We start from the raw sequence: 1,978 nt of genomic DNA, 5'->3' as shown, positions 1-1,978 counted from the left end.
GCCAATCGGACGGACATGGTCCGCCGTGTGCTCGTCGCCCTCGCACTTGCCGTCGCCGTGGTCACGCCGGCGGTCATCGGGTTGCCGGACGGCGGCTCCGTGGCGGCGCGCTGCGGCACGGGCAGCGAGCTGAGCTGGTCACTGCCGGGTGCCTGCCAGCACGCCGACGAGGCACCTCCGGGCGTCGACCCGACCGAGCCGGTCACCACCGCCGAACTGCGCGCCCGCGAGGGCGGGAGCGAGGGCGCGTACGCCGCGGCCGAGGAGCTCGGCGTCCCCGCACCCACCGCGGCGGCGGCCTCCAGTCCCGCCGTGACGTGCGAGGGCGACGGCGTCGCCGGCTACCGCGTCCAGGCCATGTACGTCGTCGAGTCCGGCCGCACCAACCGCTTCGCCGCCCTCCAGTCGAGCTTCCAGCTGTGGGCTGCGGGCGTCGACGACGTCGTCAACCGGTCCGCGGCCCTGACCGGCGGCGTACGACGGGTCCGCTTCGTCACCGATCCGGCCGGCGGCACCTGCGTCGCCCGGGTCCTGAACGTCACCGTCCCTGCCGGAGCCCTGTCGTCGTTCAACGCGAGCATCGCGGCCGTCCAGGCGCTCGGCTACACCGACCCGACCCGCAAGTACCTCATGTGGACCGACGCCACGGTGCTGTGCGGCGTGGCGTCGATGTACCCCAACGACAGCGACGGCCAGGCGAACCCGAACAACGGCAGCTACGCCCAGTACGCCCGGACTGACTCCGGCTGCTGGGGCTTCGGGGACGGCGCCGCCCAGCACTCGGTCGAGGCCCACGAACTCCTGCACACGCTGGGCGGGGTCCAGAGCACGGCGCCGCACGGCACCCGCGCCGGTCACTGCTGGGACGAGTCGGACACGATGTGCTACGCCGACGGCGGAGGCTTCTCGATGCAGCAGGTCTGCCCGGCCGAGCGCGAATACCTCTTCGACTGCAACAACGACGACTACTTCTCGACGTACCCCGACCCGGGCAGCTATCTCGACAGTCACTGGAACGCCGCCGACTCGCGGTTCCTGATCGGTGGCGGCAACGGCGCCGGCGGCGGCACGCCGGGCGCCCCCACGGTCCTGGGCGCGACGATCGCCGTGAACAATCCGGCCGTCCCCGGCCTGGCGACGCAGGCGTCGGTCGCGCCGTCGTTGCCCGCGGGGCGAACGGTGACCTCGGTGCAGTGGAAGTCCGCGCGGACCGACTGCTCGTTCACGACGCCGACCGCACTGCAGACCGAGGTCGCCTGTGGCGCGGCCGCGTCCGCTGCCACGACCGTCACCGTCACCCTCACCGACTCCTCCGGCGCGACCAAGGTGATCACCAGCCCCCTGACCTTCGCCACCGGAACTGCCCGCCCCGTCACGGTGAGCCTCGGCGCGGCGGGCCAGTGGCCGGCCGGCGGCACGGCCTCGGTCTGCACCGGCGCCGCCTTCCCCCTCGCCGCCCGCGTCATCGACGTCGCGAGCGGGCAGCCCGTGAAGGGCCTCGCCACCCCGCTGACGAAGCAGACCGCGACGATGACGGCCCCCGCCAGCGCGGGCTCCCCGATCACCACCGCGTCAGGCGTGGCGACGCAGGGCCAGACCGCGACCGTGTCGACGACGTACCGCGGCCGGACCGTTGCCGGCACCGTCTACGCCGCCGGAGCGCCGGTTGCCCTGGTCGCCACCCCTGCCCGGTGCACGACGGCGCTCTCGGCCGGCCTGGGCGACGACGACGTCCACTACGCCGACCCCGTGACGGTGTCCGGCGCGCTGACCGCGTCGGTCGGGGCGACGCCCGTCGCGGCGTCCGGGGTCGCGCTCGCCGTACGCCTGACGACGGCGACCGGGACGGTCCTCACTCTCGGGACGGCGAAGACCACCGCCGACGGCACGTACTCCCTGACGGTGAAGCCGACCGCGACCGGAACCGTCTCGGTGACGCTGGCCGCCAGCACCGCGTACACGGCGTCCACCGCCTCGG

Annotated in this window: 1 protein-coding gene; it reads left to right on the top strand. The window is 74.1% G+C overall.

The features are described 5' to 3' along the window. Window positions 1–15: 15 nt before the first annotated feature. The coding region (locus ACOADB_RS10890) for a hypothetical protein (RefSeq protein ID WP_378598105.1) at window positions 16–1,978 on the top strand (1,963 nt) is incomplete at its 3' end.

It is taken from the genome of Nocardioides sp. CPCC 206348 (assembly GCF_048654705.1).
Lineage (GTDB): Bacteria > Actinomycetota > Actinomycetes > Propionibacteriales > Nocardioidaceae > Nocardioides.
This window is presented reverse-complemented; position numbering and strand designations above follow the sequence as displayed.